The sequence below is a fragment of the Actinoplanes sp. NPDC051388 genome (assembly GCF_055586225.1).
In genome coordinates this window covers 36,511-53,230 of record NZ_JBVJIP010000031.1, presented here as the reverse complement: position 1 = coordinate 53,230, position 16,720 = coordinate 36,511, and the positions used below count along the sequence as shown (strand labels likewise).

Below are 16,720 nucleotides of genomic sequence, written 5' to 3'. Positions count from 1 at the left end.
TGGCCCGCGTACGGTCCGGCACATGACGCACGACTACGTGATCATCGGGGCCGGACCGGCCGGGTTGCAGCTCTCCGCCCTGTTCCGCGAGGACGGCCGGGACCACGTCGTCCTGGAGGCCGGGCCGGGGCCGGGGACGTTCTTCCGGACCTATCCGCGGCACCGGCAGCTGATCTCGATCAACAAGGTGTGGACCGGCTCCGAGGATCCGGAGTTCAACCTGCGGTCGGACTGGAACTCGTTGCTGGGCGGTGAGCGCCTCTTCAAGTCCTACAGCAGTTCATATTTCCCGTCCGCCGACGACATGGTGCGCTATCTGTCCGATTTCTCGGCCGGGCTGCCGGTGGAATATGACGTCCGCGTCACCCGGATCTCCTTTGCTGCCGGCGCTTTCACGGTTGAGGCCGGTGAACGGTCATGGACAGCCCGCCGGGTCATCGTCGCCACCGGCGTCTCGCAGCTCTACGTGCCGGAGATCCCGGGCATCGAGCTGGCCGAGCGCTACGACACCGTGTCGTTGTCGCCGCAGGACTTCACCAACCAGCGGGTGCTGATCATCGGCAAGGGCAACTCCGGCTTCGAGACCGCCGACGCGCTGGTCGAGACCGCCGCGGTGATCCACGTGGCCGGGCCGCACTCGATCAAGCTGGCCTGGCAGTCGCACTACGTCGGGCACCTGCGGGCGGTGAACAACAACTTCCTGGACACCTATCAGCTGAAGTCGCAGAACGCGGTGCTGGACGGCACCGTCGAGCGGATCGAGCGACGGGACGACGGCGGCTTCCGGGTCTGGTTCCGCTACGCGCGCACGGTCGAGGCGCTGCGGGTGCTGGAGTACGACCGGATCATCGCGTGCACCGGCTTCCGCTTCGACGGGTCGATGTTCGACGAATCGGCCCGCCCGCGGCTGGTGATCAAGGACCGCTTCCCCGAGCAGACCCCCGCCTTCGAGTCGGTGAACGTGCCCGGCCTGCACTTCGCCGGGACGCTCACCCAGCAGCGCGACTTCAAGAAGTCGACCAGCGGGTTCATCCACGGCTTCCGGTACGGCGCCCGCGCGCTGCACCGGATCCTCGGGCAGCGGCACCACGACACCCCGTGGCCGGCCCGCCCGCTGGAGGCCACGCCGGAGGCGATCACCGAGGCGATCATCGCGCGGATCAACGTGACGTCGGCGCTGTGGCAGCAGTTCGCGGTGCTGGCCGACGTCGTCACGGTGTCCTCCGCCGACGCCCGGTACCACGAAGAGGTGCCGGTGGCGTACCTCGAGGAGGGTGGTCTGGGGTCCTTCCCCCTGGCCTTCGCGACGACGCTGGAATACGGCCCGGACCACGACACCGTCGATCCGTTCGACATCACCATTCCGCGGATCGCCGAGAACGACGCGGCGTCCGCACACGACGCGAGCTACCTGCATCCGGTGGTGCGCGTGTATCGGGGGGCCGAGGTGGTGGCCGAGCACCACCTGGCGGAGAACCTGGAGAACCACTGGGACCTGCCGGCGGTGCACCAGCAGCCGCTGGCGCTGTTCGTGAAGTCCGTCCTGGCCGATGCCTGAGCCGCCGTTCCCGCAGGCGATCCTCGACCTGCTCGCGGTCGGCGGTGACCGGCCGGTCTTCGAGCACGGCGATTCGGTGGTCACCGCCGCTTCGATGTCCGCGATGGTCCGCCGGATCGTCGCCGGGCTGCGGGCCGACGGCGTGGGGCCGGGGTGCGGCGTCGCGGTCCGGCTCGGCGTGCACCCGGCCGCCTTCGCCGCGATCGTGGCCGCGCACGCGGTCGGCGCGCGCGTCGTCGGTCTGCGGCCGGAGCTGTCGATGCCCGCCGACCGTCTCCTCGACGAGGACCTCCTGATCTCCCTGTTGTCCACTCCGGACGACGGCCGGCCGGTGGTGGCGGCGGGACGGCCCGCGGACGTCGCCCGGATCATCCTGACCAGCGGCAGCACGGGACGACCCAAGGGCTGCGCCCAGACGTACGCCGCAATGAGCGCGTCCTGGACCACCCACCCCGACCGGTGGCCCCCGGCGATCCGCGAGCTGGCCGGGCGGCTCGGCCGGTTCCTGGTCTTCGGCTCGCTGTCCAGTCAGGTGATGTGGGAGTACAGCGTGGTCACGCTGGCCGCCGGCGGGGTGCTGGTGACCGCCGACCCGCCCGGCTTCCCGGACGCGATCGTCCGCCATCGGGCCACCGCGAGCGTCATCACGGTCGGCAAGCTGCACCAGCTGGTCCGCTCGCAGCGGGCCGGCCCGGCCGACCTGAGCAGCCTGGGCGCGCTGCTGGTGTCCGGTTCGCCGCTGCACCCGCAACGGCTGGCCGAGGCGCTCGACGTGCTCGGGCCGGTCGTGTTCCACGGCTACGGCCAGACCGAGACCGGCATGATCAGCATGCTCACGCCGGGGGAGATGCTGGCCGATCCGGCCCTGCTCGGCACGGTCGGCCGCCCGCCGGCCTCGAACGCGGTCGCGGTCCGCGACGGCGAGCTGTACGTCCGGACCCCCGCCCAGGCCGTCGGCTACTGGCAGGACCCGGACGCCTCCGCCGAGGTGTTCCGCGACGGCTGGGTGCGCACCCGCGACCTGGCGGCCATCGGCGACGACGGCTACCTGCGGCTGCTCGGCCGCGCCCGCGACGTGATCATCGTGCACGCCACCCTGGTCTACGCCGGCCCGATCGAGCGGGTGCTCGCCGCGCATCCGGACGTGGCCGAGGCCTATGTGGTCGGCGCTCCGGACGACGACACCGGCGAGGCGGTGCACGCGTTCGTGGTGCCGGCGCCCGGCCGGGTGCCCGCCGCCGCCGAGCTCCGCGCACTGGTCGAAGGCCGCCTGGGCGCGGCGGCGGCGCCGAGCACGATCGCCCTGATCGACCAGGTGCCGATCGCGCCCAGCGGCAAGCCCGACAAGCGGGCCCTGCTCGGCTCCTGACGCGGAGACGCGCGGGGGTGGTCAACCACGTTGACTTGTGATTGGATTCAGTCAACGAGGTTGACTACCGGAGGTCCTGACATGCCCGTGTTGCATCCCGCGCCCGCGATGAATCCGTTTCCGGGCACCAGTTTCACCCCGCTGGCTGGTCCCAGCCGCGGCACCGAGAAGTCCAGCGTCTGGACCGTCACCATCGAGCCCGGACCGCTGCCCGCGCCGCACCGGCTGACCACCGAGGAGGTCTTCCTGGTGCTGGCCGGCACGGCCGAGGTCGCGCTCGGCGGCGAGACGCTGACGGCGGCCGAGGGCGACGCCATCGTGGTGCCGCCGGACACCGACTTCGCCGTGCGCAGCGCCGGCGACGGGCCGCTGCGGCTGGTCTGCGTGCTGCCCGTCGGCGGCCAGGTGCGCACCGCGGACGGGCTCTTCACCCCGCCGTGGGCGGCTTGAGTGCGTCCTGTCCCACTGGCCCGGCTGTTCGCGATGGCGACCAACTACCTGGTCGAGCGCCTGCACGAGCGCCTCGCCGAGCGCGGCTGGCCGGACGTGCCCCGCGCGGCGGGCTACGTGCTGCTCGCCACCCGCGACGGCCCGGCCACCGGCACCGAGATCGCGCTGCTCATGCGCACCTCCAAGCAGGCCGCCTCCAAGCTGCTGGACACGCTCGAGCGGCGTGGCCTGATCGAGCGGGCACCCGACCGGGTGGACGCGCGGGTGAAGTCGGTGCGGCTCTCCGCGGCCGGCCACGACCTGCTCACCGAGGTCGAGCGGATCTACGACGAGTTGGAGGCCGAGTGGGCGGAGCAGCTCGGCGCCGCCACGGTGGAATCCATGCGATCCGCGCTGACGACGGCGATGACCACCGCTTACGGCGGCCTCCTGCCCGCCGTCACCCCGCGCTGAGTTCCCGCCGCCCGGAAGCCCCTGATCCGGCCAGGGTCGCACCGGCGACCCGGGTCTTCCCCGGGTGGACGCCTCCCCGCATGATGGGCTGGTGAGCAAGCGGAAACGCGTGGACGGCCGGTCGATCGCGGCGGCGGAGGCCGAGGAGGCGCCGGTCGCCGCGCCGATCGTGCCGCTGTCCAACCAGATGCTGATGCGCGCGGTGAGCGGGCCGGCGCTGCCCGAGGTGGCGATGACCCAGCCGGGCGACGCGGTCGAGCGCGAGGCCGAGCACGTCGCCCAGCACGGCGGGCCGATCAGCCGGGCGGCCGGCGGGTCCGGTGGCGGGGTGCTGCCGGGCGGCGTGATGGAGGCGCTCGCCACCTCCGGGCAGCCGCTGGACAACCGCACGATGGCCACCATGGGTCAGCGGTTCGGCGCGGACTTCTCCGGCGTGCGGGTGCACACCGGGTCGACCGCGGCGCAGTCCGCCGAGCAGGTCAGCGCGGCGGCGTACACGGTCGGGTCGGACATCGTGTTCGGGGCGGGGCGTTATGCGCCGGGCACCGAGAGCGGCGAGCACCTGCTGGCCCACGAGCTGACCCACGTGGTGCAGGGCGGCGGCGGCATGAAGAGCTTCCACCTGCCGCACGGCGTCGACCCCAAGCACCAGGGCAACGAGACCACCCAGATCGCCGGCAAGTACAACGACCTGCTCAGCACGCTCAAGTCGATCATCGCGGCCGCGGTCAGCTATGGCACCCAGGTCGACATGGAGAAGTTCGTCAAGCTGTGCGGCGGGCAGCCGGCGTCCGCGGCGGCCGGGATCGACTCGGTCGGCGCCCAGCCCTTCATGCTCAAGCCCCGTTACGTGCTGACCCGGCGGGCCGGGCTGCTCGACATGCGGCACTTCATCCAGCTGATGTACATCGCCAACTTCATGGCCGCCTCGCTGCCCGGCGGCACCGACGGCAACCACCCGGCCACCAACAAGGGCCGCGAGCACGAGCTGAAGTCGGAGTCCGAGTCGCGGTTCGGACCGGAGGACACCACGTCGAACGCGATCGGCGCGTTCACCGGCAGCAGGCTGGCCGGCCTGCCGCAGTCCGGCGACCTCTACAACATGATCGAGAGCATGATCGCCCGCTGCGACCCGGTGGACTTCGCCGCGCTCAGCGGCCCGAGCCAGGACGCGGTGCTGCACTTCTACGGCGACCTGGTGGCCGACGGCGCCGGCGACATGGTGCCCGCGCACCAGAACCAGCAGGCCGCGCCGGAGATCCTGGACATCCCCGAGTTCAAGGGCTTCGACCGTTCGTTCCCGTTCGTGGTCGACCCGGACGACCCGAAGACGATCATCGAGACCGACTTCAAGAACGGCTCGAAGAGCATCAGCGACGACGACGACGTCCGCGAGTTCATCAACACCCAGCGCAAAGAGGTGATCGAGGCGCTGCCGGCCGACGAGAAGGTGCGGATGTGCAAGCTCGCCTTCGAGGGCTGGGTGTCCGACGGCGACCTGGACGCGATCATGCTGATCTACAAGGGCGCGGACAGCAGCACCAAGACCAAGATCCGGGCCGCGATCGACCCGGCCGAGCTCGGCAACCTCGACCAGCGCACCAAACTGAGGCTCCTGTTCGGACAAACGTGATCGACAACCTGTTGACAGCGATGAATGGATGGACTGATCTGGGTCCACGTCCTTCACCGCCGCAGGAGGTCCCATGTTGTCCAGGCGCTTACTCGCCGCCGCCGCCGTTGCCGTCCTGATCGTCCTTCCGGCTCCCACCTCGGCGTCCGCCGCCGCAGCAGCACCCTTGATCCCCCCGGGGCAGACCGCTCTGGTCCGCTTCTCGCTGCCCAGCGAGGCCATGTTCGAGCAGTTGCTGGCCGAGGGCGCGGACATCGCCGCCCGGCCGCGCACCACGGCCGGCGCGGTGCAGGCCGACCTGGTGGTGACCGCCGCCGAGCTCGACGCTCTCACCGCGCGCGGCGCCACCGCCGTGCAGGTGATTCCCACGGCGACCCGGGCCTCTGCTCAGAAGAAGGCCGCGACCGCCGCGGACACCCTGCAGTTCCTGCAGGCCTACTGGTGGACCACGAACGGGAAGACCTTCCTGCAGACGCAGGTGGCGACCTCCGCCTCGGACGACCCGAACGTGGAGATCACCGTCACCTGGCGCACCGCGGACGGCGCCACCGGCACCTATCCGCTGGTCCGGTTCGTGGACTCGGGTGAATACCAGTACCACTGGGCGCTGCCGCAGCCGCTGCCCGCGCAGCCGGTGTCCGTGGTCGCGACGTCCAGCCTGGGCGGCCGGTCCCGGCCGATCACCCCGGGCGCCTGGCCCGGCGCCACGCCGCCGGCCACTCCGGTGGGCTACCAGAAGGACTTCATCGACGCCTATCTGACGCCGACCGACATCTCGGCCCGGATCAAGCGGCTCAAGCGGCAGTATTCGCAGCTGGTGGACGTGCTGGACCTGCCGAACCAGACGCAGGGCTATCGGCGGACGGCGGTCGCCTACCTCGGTGATCCGGCGGTCGCCGCCGTGGTCGTGGAGTCGGTGAAGTTCGGTTCGCAGGGCATGAACGGCGTCCAGGCGCGCACCGTCGACCCCGGCGCCCCGAATCGGCCGCTCACCGTGGCGTACCGGGATCGGGTGTTGACCGTTTCCTTGGCGACCGATGCCGCCGGCAAGACGATCAGCTCGACCGACGAGGTCGCCGCGGCGATCAACGCCCGCTTCCCGGACCGCTTCCGGGCCTTCGCCGAGGACGGCTCGGCCGGCCTGCCGATGCCGGTGGCGGGCCCGGTGCGGCTCGATGACGGGCTGTTGGGTACGGAGGTCCCGAAGCGCCCGTGGACCGTGCAGGCGCTGCGGATCGGCGCGGTCCGGGACGGCTCCAAGATCGGCGTGCTGTCCTATTCGCAGGAGCACGCGCGCGAGTGGGCGACCCCGCTGGTGACGCTCGAATTCGCCGAGCGGCTGCTGGCCAACTACGCCACCGATCCAGCCACCCGCGAGCTGCTCGACTCGGTCGAGGTGTTCATCATCCCGACGGTGAACCCGGACGGCGCCAACTACTCGTTCAACGACTTCAACTTCCAGCGCAAGAACCTGGCCAACCACTGCACCGGCGCCGCCCGCGACCCGCGCAACCGCAACTCGTGGGGCGTCGACGTGAACCGCAACTACGCCGTCGGCTCGCACTTCGACGGCTACGTGGGCGGCAGCTCGAACTGCCTGTCCGGCACCTACTCCGGCACCGCCGAGCTGTCCGAGCAGGAGAGCAGCAACGTGGTCGCGCTGGCCACCGCACACCCGAACATCAAGTACTCGCTGAACGTGCACAGCTACGGCGGCTACTTCATGTGGTCGCCGGGGGCGTACAAGGCGGCCGGCCGGGTGACGCTGCCGCGGCCGTCGATCGACGAGTCGAAGTACTTCCTGGACAGCGCCCGGCGCATCGTCGGCGCGATCGCGACCGAGCGCGGCACGGTGACCTGGCCGTCCTACACCGGCCCGGTCGCCGACGTGCTCTACTCCGCGGCCGGCAACTCGGCCGACCACCTCTACTACGACCTGGGCATCACCGCCTGGAACTTCGAGGTCGGCAACGACAGGTGGAACGAGGCCGCGCAGCGCTGGGAGGGCGTCGGCTTCCAGCCGCCGTTCGACGAGGCACACGGCGAGTCCCAGGAATACGCGGCCGGCCTGGTCGAGCTGGTCCGCGTGGCCCGCGACGCCCAGGCCGGGGAGGCCGCGGTCACCCGATAGGTGGAACGAGGGCCCGGTGCTGCCACTCGTCGGCGGCGCCGGGTCTGGTCCGCCCTAGCGTCGGTGCCATGCCTCGCCGACGCGTCGAGTACCAGGGCGATCTTGTTCCCTTCCTGGCGAGCGTGTTCTTCGGGTTGGCGATCAATATCCTGACCGCGGAGACGGGCGACTGGCGGGGACCGCTCAAACCGATCGCTCAATATCCGTGGATCTGGGTGCCGGCCTGTCTGATCGTCTGGATCTGCTGGGACCGCCGGCGACGCCGGCGCAGCAAGCCGAGTTGGACGAGCACGGCCAGCCCCTACCCCGGCCTGGCGCCTTTCGACGCCGACCACGCCACGGTGTTCTGCGGTCGCGAGCGCGAGTCCCGCGAGATCGTCACCCGGCTGGATCGGTCAGGTCCCACCTCCATGCAACGGCTGGTCATGCTGGTCGGGCCGTCCGGCAGCGGGAAGTCGTCCCTGATCAGCGCGGGTGTCCTGCCGCGACTGCCGAAACGCTGGCAGGTGCGCGGGCCCATCCGGATGGGTGGTGATCCGTTCGGCGCGCTGGCCGTCGCCTGCCATGTCGGAGGCGATCGATCCCACACCGCCCGCTCGCTTCGGGACGACGCACGCCGCGGCGGCCGCCCCGACTACTTACTGGCCCTGCTGCATCCCGAGACCGGCCCCGTCCTGCTCGTGATCGACCAGTGGGAGGATCTGTACACGCTCTGCGGAAAGCCGGAACGAACCATGTTCCTGGAGTTGATGGCGGCTGTTCTCGCCGCTCACCCGCACGTCCATCTGCTTGTCGCACTGAGGCCGGAATTCTATGCGGCCGCCGCCGGCGAGCCGGCGCTTCCGGCCGCGGACCCGATGCCCATCGCCTCGCTGGGACCGGAACAGGTGCGGGAGGCCATCGAACAACCGGCGACAGCGGCCGGCATCACGTTCGACGAGGGCCTGGTGAACACGATGGTCATCGAATCCACCGCACATCAAGCCGATGCCCTCCCGCTGCTGGCGCACCTCCTGCGTCAACTCCACGACGAAGCCCTCCACAGCGCCATCACGGCCGCGCAATACCAGCAAGCCGGGCGGGTGGGCGGTGCGATCGCCCGGCATGCCGACTCCGTCTACCAGAGCTTGATCAAGGAGATCCCACAGCAGACGGTCGACCAGGCCCTCCTGCGCGGAGTCGGCCTGGAGGGCGATCGGACGGTCCGCCGCTCGATTCCGCGGCAGGGACTCGATGAGGGTGCACGCCTGGTCGTGACCTCCTTCCGCGACGCCCGGCTGATGGTCGATGTCGAGCGAGGGGATGCCGTCGAGTTCGCCCACGAAGCGGTGTTCCGGGAATGGCCCGCCCTGGTGGCGATCATCGAGGCGCACCAGGATCAACTGCGGCGGATCACCCTGCTCGAGCAACGTGCCGTGTCGTGGCGCGACAGCGGCCAGCCGGACGATCTGCTCAGGGGAACGGCCTTGGAGCAAGCAGCCGCACTGGTCGGCGACGTGGTGCCGGCGCCGTCGGTGCTCGAGTTCATCGCCGCGTCTCGTGCCGCGTCGGAGCGGGACCGCGAGCGCGGCGCGGATCAGGCGGCCGCGTGGGCGCAGCAACTCGAGCCGCAGGATCGGGAACTGGCGATCGCGGTGGCGTCGGCCGCGGTCGCCGAATTCGCCCCGACTGAGGCCGCCGTGCTGACATTGTGGGCCCTGCGCGCCGATTGCGCGGTCGCGCATCTTCCGGTCGGCCACGTGGCGCCGATCAGCTCGATGGTCTGGCTGCCGGACGGTCGGCTCCGCACCCTCGATGAACGCGGCAAGGTTTGCACCTGGTCCGCCGGGCATCGGCATGCAGAACAACGCCTGAGCGAGCCGGCGATGCGTCGCGGTGGCAGACTCAGCGCCTGCGGCCGGTATGCGCTCGGGCTGAGCGAGCAGCATTCCCTCGAGCTGTGGAGGCTTGCGGACGGTCACCATCTCGCCGGTATCGGTTCCCTTCTCCCCGGCGCCGGCCGGGCGGCGTGGGGGCCGGCCACGATGTTCGCCGCACAGACCGACTGGGATGCGGTCGACGTCTACGGGGTGCAAGCATCATCGGTGGTGCACCATCACCGGTTCGACGGCGCGCAGGTCGATGCCGTGGCCTTCTGCTCCTCCGCTGACCTGCTCGGCCTTGCGGGTTCCGGCGAGATCCGCGTCTTCCGGACCAGCGCCTGGACGACGCCCATCGTGACCGTGCAGGTGCGTGGAGAGGTCACCAGCCTCGCGTTCTCGCCTCTCGGAGATCTCGTCGCGGTGCTCGTCCGGACCCGGCCGGAGAGACTCCTGGATGACCACCTTGTCGCCGTCTACGACCTCGGCGGCCGGAAGGTCGCGACGTGGCGGGTGGACGGGGTGGAACCGGCGATCGCCTGGGCCCCCGACGGCGCAACCATCGCCTACGTTCAGGACGAGGACGGCGAACGCCGCGTCGAACTTCGGAAGGTCGACGATCTCGACCACGTGTGGCGGGGGTGCGACGGCGATCCGGATCACCTCGCGTGGAGCCCCGACGGCCGCCGGATCGCCTTGAGTGGCCGGACCGGCGACCTCGCGGTGTGGACGCCGGGCGACCCCCTCCTCGACGAGTACCCCGGCGGACGGGTCAAGCAGATCTCGTGGTCTCCGGACCGGTCCAGCGCCGCGGTGTCCACGTCCCAGCGTCCGGTCCGCATCATCGGCAATGACGGCATGGTTCACGAACTCTCTCCAGATTCCCAGGCGTCCCGATTTCGGTGGTCACCGTCCGGTCGTGTGCTCGCGACCTCCACGAGGAGCGGACTGGCGCTCTGCGGCACCGATGGGCAGGTCATCGACCACTTCGGTGATGGGAACGGGCGGGCGGCGTTCGACTGGGCGCCGGACGGCATCCGGATCGCCGTGTCGCGTTTCGACTTCTCGCAGCCGGAACCGGACGTGGTCGAGGTCTGGGACGCCGGGGCGGGGAGGAAGGCGAGCGTCATGGCGGGTGAGTCCGGCGCCGACCGGATCGCGTTCTGCCCCGACGGGCGGCGGCTGGCCGGAAGCGCAGCGGACGGCACCGTGCTGATCTGGGACAGCCGGACCGGTGATCTCACCGACCGTTGGAAGGCCGCGGAGGGACGGATCTCCCTGCTGGAATGGTCGCCGGACGGTCTGCTGCTCGCTGCCGCCGGTGGCGAGCAGTTGCGTGTCTGGGACTCGACGACGTCCGGAGAACGTTCGCGACCCTGCTGAGCTGGGCGATCCCCATCGACGACAGGCCGTGCGAGGGGGACGTCGAGGCTCGCCATCGCCTCACCGCGGACGACCGGCAGCGATACGGACTGCGCCCGGCCACCGAGTCGGTCAACCTCACGACGCCCACCACGTGAGACGGTGCCGGACGCCGTAGGCTGTTGTCTTGGAGCAATCAAGTCTCTGGGGGCGCGTTGCGGTTCCGCCTGCTCGGGCCGGTCGAGGCACTGGCCGGTGACCAGACCGTGCCCCTCGGCGCGCGCAAGCAGCGCCACCTGCTGGCCGCGCTGCTGTTCGACGGGGGACACCCGGCCACCTTCGAGACGCTGATCGACCGGCTGTGGGACGAGGACCCGCCGGCCGACGCCCGCGGCACGCTCTATGGCTATGTCGCCCGCCTGCGCCGCACGCTCAAGACCGCGTTCGGCGAGGCGGTGACCGTCGACCACTGGTCCGGTGGCTACACGATGCGCGCGCCGGTCGAGACGGTCGATCTCTACCGGTTCCGCGCGCTGGTCGAGGGCGCCCGCTCGGCGTCCGGTGACCTGGACCGGGCGGCCAAGCTGGACGAGGCGCTCGGCCTGTGGCGCGGCGAGGCGCTCGGCGGGCTGCCCGGCGAGTGGGCGCAGCGGGCCCGCGACGGTCTCGCGCGGCATCGGCTGGCCGCGCTGGCCGGCTGGGCCGAGGCGTCGCTGGCATTGGGGCGGCACGCCATGGTGATCGACCGGCTGACCGCCGCGCTCGCCGGGAACCCCCTGGCCGAGCCGCTGATCGGGGCGCTGATCCGGGCCCTGCACGCGGCCGGTCGCAGCCCCGAGGCGCTCGATCTCTACGCCCGCACCCGGGCCCGGATCGCCGAGGAGTTGGGCGCCGAGCCGGGGCGGATGCTGCGGGAGACGTACACCCGGATTCTGCGGGAGCCGGCGCCCGCCGCGGCGGGGCCGCCCGGTCCGGCGCTGCTGCCGCCCGACCTGCCCGACTACACCGGGCACGAGGCGCAGCTGGCGGCCGTCCGGGCGGCGCTGGAGAGCGCCGCCGGATCCCCGCCGATGGTGATCGTCTCCGGGCCGGGCGGCGCCGGGAAGACCGCGTTCGCCGTGCACGTGGCGCATCAGGTCCGGGCGGCCTATCCGGACGGCCAGATCTTCCTCAACGTGGGCGGCGCCGACCCGCTCGAGCCGCCGGAGGCGCTGAGCCGGGCGCTGCGCGCTCTCGGGGTCACCGACACCGACGCCCAGGGCAACCCCGACCTGCGGGAACGCGTCGCGCGCTACCGGGCCGAGCTGGCCGGCAAGCGGATCCTGGTGGTCGTCGACGACGCGGCCGCCGCCGCCCAGGTGCACCCGTTCCTGCCCACCGCGGCCGGGTCCGCGCTGATCGTGACCAGCCGGTCCCGGCTGTCCACCGTGCCCACGCTGGTCCGCATCGAGCTGGGTGTGCTCACCGCCGCCGAGGCCCGCGCCCTGCTCACCCGGGTGATCGGCGCCGAGCGGGCGGAGGCCGACCCGGCGCAGACCACCCGGCTCGCCGACCTGTGCGGGCGGCTCCCGCTCGCGGTGCGGGTGGCCGGCGCCCGGCTGCTGGCCCGTCCGCACTGGACCGTCGAGCGACTCGCCGACCGGCTCGGCGACGAACGCCGCCGGCTGGACGAGCTCTCCCTGGACGGGCTCGAGGTGCGCGCCGGGCTGGCGATGGGCTACCGCGCGCTGCGGCCCCGGGCGCAGCGCGCGTTCCGGGCGATCGGCTGCCTGGACCCGCCCGACCTGACCGCGGTGACCGTGGCCGCGCTGCTCGGCGCCGGGCTGGACGAGGCCGCCGACCTGGTCGAGGAGATCACCGACGCCCGCCTGCTCGACGTCACCGCCCCGGCCGGCTACGCCACCCGCTACCGGATGCACGACCTGGTCCGGCTCTACGCCGGCGAGCTGGCCCGGGAGCGTCCCGACGAGCTGCACGCCACCCTGGTGCAGGGCCTGACCGCGATGCTGCACGTCACCGAGCGGCTCGCCGTGCAGCTGCCCACCGCGGTGCCCCGGATGTACCGCCCGGCGGGCCTGCCCGCACCCGGGCCGGAGTGGACCGACGCGCTGGCCCGGATCGACCTGCCGCGGTGGTTCGCCGCCGAGGAGCCGGCGCTGGTCGCCGCGGTCGAGCGGGCCGCCGCGCTCGGCCTGGACGAACTGGCCTGCGCGCTCGCCGAAGCGCTGGTGCCGGCCTCCTTCGCCAAGGTCAACAACTTCGACGGCTGGGAGCGCACGCACACCGCCGCCGCCGCGGTCGCCCGGCGGGCCGGCAACCGCCTCGCCGAGGCCACGATCATCTGCGGGATCGCCCAGATGCACTACAGCCACGACCGCCTCGACGAGTCGCGCGAGCGGTTCGCCGCGGCGGCCGCGCTCTTCGAGGAGGTGGGCGACGACCGCGGGCTGGCGGTGGCACTGAACGGCCTCGGCACGGTCGGTCGTGAGCTCGGCGAACACTGCGAGGCGGTGCCGCTGATCGTGCGCGCCCGGGACATGCTCGAGCGGATCGGCGACCACGCCGGAGTGGCGCACGCGTCCTACAGCCTCGGCTTCGCGCACCGTGAGCTGGGCGACGACGAGGGCGCCCTGGAGCACCTGGCGCTGGCCCTCGACCGCTACCGCGCGATCGGCCACCGGCGCGGCGAGCTGATCGCGATCCGGGGGATGGGCCTGGTGCACCGGGCGCGCGGTGACCTGGCGACGGCCGAGGAGCACTGCGCCGACGCGCACGGCCGGGCGGTGGCCATCGGGGACGCGCATCTGGTCGCGTACACCAGTCAGGCCCTCGCCAAGGTCTGGATCCGCCGAGGGCGGGCGGATCGCGCGGCCGGCCTGCTCGAGGGCGCGCTCGCGACCATGACCGCGCACCGTGACCTGCAGGGCGCCGCGCTGGTCACCCGCGCGATCGGGGAGATGCACCTGGCCGAGGGGCGGTTCACGGAGGCGGCCGAGACGCTCTCCCGGGCCGCCGGCGTGTGGCAGTCCATCGGGATGGACCTCGGTCGCGCCCGCACGCTGCGCGACCTCGGCGCGGCGCGGGCCGCGAGTGGCGAGCACGAGGCCGCGCACACCGCGTGGGCCGAGGCGCAGCACACGTTCCGCCGATTGGGGGTACGCGAGCAGCACGAACTCACCGCCTGGCGCGCACAGTGGGACTGTGCCCACGACGAGGATCAGCTGGCCGCCGCCGCGTCGTCCGCCGACCGCAGCACCCGCAGCACGTTGCCGCCGGCCAGCGCGGACAGATCCGGCTCCGACCAGTGGCGGGCGGCCAGCTCGGCGAACAACCGCGGATAGCCGGACACGTCGTCCAGCCCGGCCGGCATGTCGTCGCACCCGTCGAAGTCGCCGCCCAGCCCGACGTGCGCCACACCGGCCACCGCGCGCACGTGCTCGACGTGGTCGGCCACCTGGGCCACGGTCACCGGCGGCGGCGCGCCGATCCGCGCGGCCACCGCCTCGGGCGTGTCACCGGACCGGGCCGCCTCGGTCTCCCGTTCGATCTCCCACGCCCAGCGGCCGGCGGACACGAACGCGGGCACGAAGGTCACCATGCAGACGCCGCCGTTCGCGGGCAGCCGGCGCAGGATCTCGTCCGGCACGTTGCGCGGGTGGTCGCAGATCGCCCGCGCCGACGAGTGGCTGAACAGCACCGGCGCGCGGGTCACGTCGAGCGCGTCGGTCATCGTGGTGTCCGCGACGTGCGACAGGTCGACCAGCATGCCGATCCGATTCATCTCGCGCACCACGTCGCGGCCGAAGTCGCTCAGGCCGCCGCTGTGCGGCACGTCGGTGGCGCTGTCCGCCCAGGCCGTGTTCGAGGTGTGGGTCAGCGTCAGGTAGCGCACGCCGAGCTGCCGGAACATCCGCAGCACGCCGAGCGACCGGCCGATGCAGTGCCCGCCCTCGGCGCCGATCAGCCCGGCGATGCGGCCGGCCCGGAACGCGGCGCTCACCCCCTCGGCCGTGGAGGTCAGGGTGAGGCGGTCGATGTGCCGCCAGGCGACGCGGCGGACCAGGTCGATCTGTTCCAGGGTCTGCACCACCGCGGCGGGCTCGGGCAGGTCCGCGGGCACGTACACCGACCAGAACTGGGCGCCCACCCCGCCCGCCGTCAGCCTCGGCAGGTCGGTCCGGGTGCCGGCCAGACCGCGGTCCAGCTCGAACTTCTCCAGATCGTCGTCCGACACCGGACCACCGGCCAGGGTGCGTAAAGCGTGCGGCAGGTCGTTGTGTCCGTCGATCAACAGGCGCGGCGGCATGCTCTGGGCCTCCAGTCTGGAGGCCCGGACACCAGGCGGGGCCGCCGAGCCACCCCCCGTGCTGTGGCCCCACGACCCCGCCTTCCGGCCCCGCCCCCGGGGTCGCAAGAATCGCCGACCGATCTGGCAGTTTTCTGCCATAAGTGGTCTGGAACGATCAGCCGATGGCCGAGTTGACCGTTCGCCCCATGACCGATGCCGAATTCGCCACTTACCTGGACCAGTCAGCCGAGGCCTACGCCGCAGAGCAGGTGAAAGCGGGCATCTGGGCCGCCGAGGGCGCGGTCGAGCGGGCCCGCCGGGAATACGACACCGGCCTGCCGGACGGGCTGCGCACTCCCGGCATGCTGCTGCTCACGGCGATGCTGGGGGAGGAGCCGGTCGGGCTGTTGTGGATCGCCCTGCAGCACCGGGGGTCGGCACCTGGCACGGCGTTCATCTTCGACATCCAGGTGAGCGAGGCGCGCCGGGGCGAGGGCCTGGGCCGGGCGCTGCTGGCCGCGGCCGAGGAGACGGCCCGGGCCCACGGCCGCACGGCGCTGCGCCTGAATGTGCACGCCCACAACACACGGGCGGTCCACCTCTACGAGACCGCCGGCTACCGGGTAACCAACCAGCAGATGACCAAGAGACTGGGTCCGGTCTAGCCGCGCTCCCAGCGGGCGCCGGCGTGGGATCGGGTCGCGCGCTCGCCGGGTTCGAGGTCGAGGACGTCGAGCAGCGTCGGGTCGTTCTCGATCGCGTGGTGCAGGTGGCTGATCTTGCCGGTGTCGCCGTCCGCGTCGCTCGGGCCGATCAGCTGCCACATGTCGTCGTCGGCGTCGTGGGTGACCAGCAGGATCGGCTCGCGACGCTCGAAGACCTCGATGGTCTGGATGCTGGTGGTGCCGAGCAGCCAGTGCCGCAGCCACCATGCGCGGCGGTCGCGCTCCATCACCTGGTCCGCCACCCAGAACACGAACGGCAGGTCGGTGTGGGCGCGGGCCTGGTCGGCGGTCAGGTCGGGGCCGCCCTCCGGCACCCGCTCGAACGGCCGGTCGGTGAGCGACAGCGCGTAGCCGCCCTCGTGCACGAACACCACGGCGTGGAACGAGCCGCCGCCCGGATTGCCGGCGCCGATCCCGACGGTCAGCGCGCCGACGTGCTGGTCCGTGCCGGTGGTCCAGCCGAACGCGTAGGACGCGAGCTCGCCGCGCGGGCTGACGAACTCGCCGAACGCGCGCCGATCCATGCCGGAGAAATCGGGGGTCGGCCGCTCGACGAACTCGCCCTCCACAACCTGAATGTCCACAGCGCGACACCCTACCGAGACCGGGGTTTCCGCGGGTGCCCTCAGCCGTAGGTCGGGTGCTGCGGCCAGCCGGGCGGCGAGTCCTCCCAGTCCTCCTGCCGGCCCCAGACGCTGAGGTCGCTGATGTTGTGCAGGAAGAGGAGGCGGTCCACGCCCCGCGCGGTGGTGCCCGGCAGCCGCCGGCGCCGCGCGGCGAGCGCGTCGAGCGCGCGGGTCGCTTCCTTCTCGGCCACGAGCAGTTCGGCACGCGCCGACTCCCACTCCTCGGGCGTCACTACCTGTGGTTTGTTCATCGTCCGATGATGCCT

11 protein-coding genes and 1 pseudogene are annotated in these 16,720 nt (G+C 72.1%); 9 read left to right on the top strand and 3 right to left on the bottom strand.

The features are described 5' to 3' along the window. Positions 1-22: 22 nt before the first annotated feature. From ACZ6TI_RS45750 to ACZ6TI_RS45715, 8 genes and pseudogenes are all read left to right on the top strand, one after another. Entirely contained in the window at positions 23-1,558 is a 1,536-nt protein-coding gene (locus ACZ6TI_RS45750) for an NAD(P)-binding domain-containing protein (protein ID WP_465351586.1), read from the top strand. After that, positions 1,551-2,927 (top strand): class I adenylate-forming enzyme family protein, encoded by a 1,377-nt coding sequence (locus tag ACZ6TI_RS45745; protein ID WP_465351585.1) that lies wholly within the window; start codon positions 1,551-1,553, stop codon positions 2,925-2,927. The genes ACZ6TI_RS45750 and ACZ6TI_RS45745 overlap by 8 nt, the downstream gene beginning before the upstream one ends. A gap of 81 nt (positions 2,928-3,008) precedes the next feature. Then, positions 3,009-3,377, top strand: a complete 369-nt coding sequence (locus ACZ6TI_RS45740) for a cupin domain-containing protein (protein ID WP_465351584.1) — start codon at positions 3,009-3,011, stop codon at positions 3,375-3,377. Then, positions 3,378-3,830, top strand: a complete 453-nt coding sequence (locus ACZ6TI_RS45735) for a MarR family winged helix-turn-helix transcriptional regulator (RefSeq protein ID WP_465351583.1) — start codon at positions 3,378-3,380, stop codon at positions 3,828-3,830. A gap of 91 nt (positions 3,831-3,921) precedes the next feature. After that, on the top strand, positions 3,922-5,463 hold the full coding sequence (locus tag ACZ6TI_RS45730; protein ID WP_465351582.1) for an eCIS core domain-containing protein: 1,542 nt from the start codon (positions 3,922-3,924) through the stop codon (positions 5,461-5,463). A gap of 73 nt (positions 5,464-5,536) precedes the next feature. After that, complete coding sequence (locus ACZ6TI_RS45725) at positions 5,537-7,594, top strand: M14 family zinc carboxypeptidase (RefSeq protein WP_465351581.1); 2,058 nt, start codon at positions 5,537-5,539, stop codon at positions 7,592-7,594. 68 nt (positions 7,595-7,662) lie between these two features. After that, a complete protein-coding gene (locus ACZ6TI_RS45720; RefSeq protein ID WP_465351580.1) occupies positions 7,663-10,836 on the top strand; it encodes an nSTAND1 domain-containing NTPase in 3,174 nt (1,057 codons plus the stop codon). A gap of 245 nt (positions 10,837-11,081) precedes the next feature. Beyond that, positions 11,082-13,472 (top strand): annotated as a pseudogene (locus tag ACZ6TI_RS45715) (AfsR/SARP family transcriptional regulator); the annotation flags it as partial. Positions 13,473-14,032: 560 nt separating this feature from the next. Here ACZ6TI_RS45715 and ACZ6TI_RS45710 read toward each other — a convergent pair. Further along, the gene (locus ACZ6TI_RS45710) at positions 14,033-15,121 is read right to left on the bottom strand and encodes a dipeptidase (RefSeq protein ID WP_465351579.1); all 1,089 of its coding nucleotides are present in this window, start codon (positions 15,119-15,121) and stop codon (positions 14,033-14,035) included. Positions 15,122-15,309: 188 nt separating this feature from the next. Here ACZ6TI_RS45710 and ACZ6TI_RS45705 point away from each other — a divergent pair, with 188 nt between their 5' ends. Continuing rightward, positions 15,310-15,768, top strand: a complete 459-nt coding sequence (locus ACZ6TI_RS45705) for a GNAT family N-acetyltransferase (RefSeq protein ID WP_465351578.1) — start codon at positions 15,310-15,312, stop codon at positions 15,766-15,768. Here the strand turns inward: ACZ6TI_RS45705 and ACZ6TI_RS45700 are convergent. After that, positions 15,765-16,412 (bottom strand): hypothetical protein, encoded by a 648-nt coding sequence (locus tag ACZ6TI_RS45700; protein ID WP_465351577.1) that lies wholly within the window; start codon positions 16,410-16,412, stop codon positions 15,765-15,767. The genes ACZ6TI_RS45705 and ACZ6TI_RS45700 overlap by 4 nt on opposite strands. 41 nt (positions 16,413-16,453) lie before the next feature. Further along, the gene (locus ACZ6TI_RS45695; protein WP_465351576.1) at positions 16,454-16,705 is read right to left on the bottom strand and encodes a DUF899 family protein; all 252 of its coding nucleotides are present in this window, start codon (positions 16,703-16,705) and stop codon (positions 16,454-16,456) included. Between the last annotated feature and the right edge of the window lie 15 nt (positions 16,706-16,720).

Excerpts from the sequence above, each read along its gene's own strand:
- ACZ6TI_RS45740 (WP_465351584.1), top strand. The coding sequence starts at position 3,009 with ATGCCCGTGTTGCATCCCGCGCCCGCGATGAATCCGTTTCCGGGCACC.
- ACZ6TI_RS45750 (WP_465351586.1), top strand. The coding sequence starts at position 23 with ATGACGCACGACTACGTGATCATCGGGGCCGGACCGGCCGGGTTGCAG.
- ACZ6TI_RS45710 (WP_465351579.1), bottom strand. The coding sequence starts at position 15,121 with ATGCCGCCGCGCCTGTTGATCGACGGACACAACGACCTGCCGCACGCT.
- ACZ6TI_RS45745 (WP_465351585.1), top strand. The coding sequence starts at position 1,551 with ATGCCTGAGCCGCCGTTCCCGCAGGCGATCCTCGACCTGCTCGCGGTC.
- ACZ6TI_RS45720 (WP_465351580.1), top strand. The coding sequence starts at position 7,663 with ATGCCTCGCCGACGCGTCGAGTACCAGGGCGATCTTGTTCCCTTCCTG.
- ACZ6TI_RS45725 (WP_465351581.1), top strand. The coding sequence starts at position 5,537 with ATGTTGTCCAGGCGCTTACTCGCCGCCGCCGCCGTTGCCGTCCTGATC.
- ACZ6TI_RS45705 (WP_465351578.1), top strand. The coding sequence starts at position 15,310 with ATGACCGATGCCGAATTCGCCACTTACCTGGACCAGTCAGCCGAGGCC.
- ACZ6TI_RS45695 (WP_465351576.1), bottom strand. The coding sequence starts at position 16,705 with ATGAACAAACCACAGGTAGTGACGCCCGAGGAGTGGGAGTCGGCGCGT.